Origin of the sequence: Vallitalea maricola (genome assembly GCF_036985595.1) — a bacterium.
Classification (GTDB): domain Bacteria; phylum Bacillota; class Clostridia; order Lachnospirales; family Vallitaleaceae; genus Vallitalea; species Vallitalea maricola.
The window spans coordinates 1-364 of the sequence record NZ_BTPU01000276.1 but is presented as its reverse complement, the minus strand read 5'-3'; the positions used below and the strand labels follow the sequence as shown (position 1 = coordinate 364).

1 pseudogene is annotated in these 364 nt (G+C 33.5%); it reads right to left on the bottom strand.

The annotated features are described in order from the left end of the window. A pseudogene (locus AACQ14_RS24080) lies at positions 1-284 on the bottom strand (hypothetical protein); the annotation flags it as partial. Positions 285-364: the final 80 nt, after the last annotated feature.

Below are 364 nucleotides of genomic sequence, written 5' to 3'. Positions count from 1 at the left end.
GAATTACAGAAACAGTTATGGGAAGATATGGACCATAACTGTTTCTGTAATTCACTAGCAAATTCAAGTAAACTATTACCTTTATCTCCAATTTCCAACACGATAAGCGATGTGAAATCTCCTACTACATTATATATATCTTTATGTAATGGTAATCTATTGAAATATGTAAGATTCAATGTAAAATTAGATTCTTTTGTCCATTTTTTTAATACTTTTTGAAAAGACTTTCTCAAAAGAGCATTAGGTTTTCTCGTATAAGACGTGTGCACTTTCGTTGTCATACTCCAGTTGTGTGTCTTAGTGCTACGTTCTCTCGGTTTAGTTTTGATCGGTGTGTTTGTTCGCTGTCTCCCCTTCACTG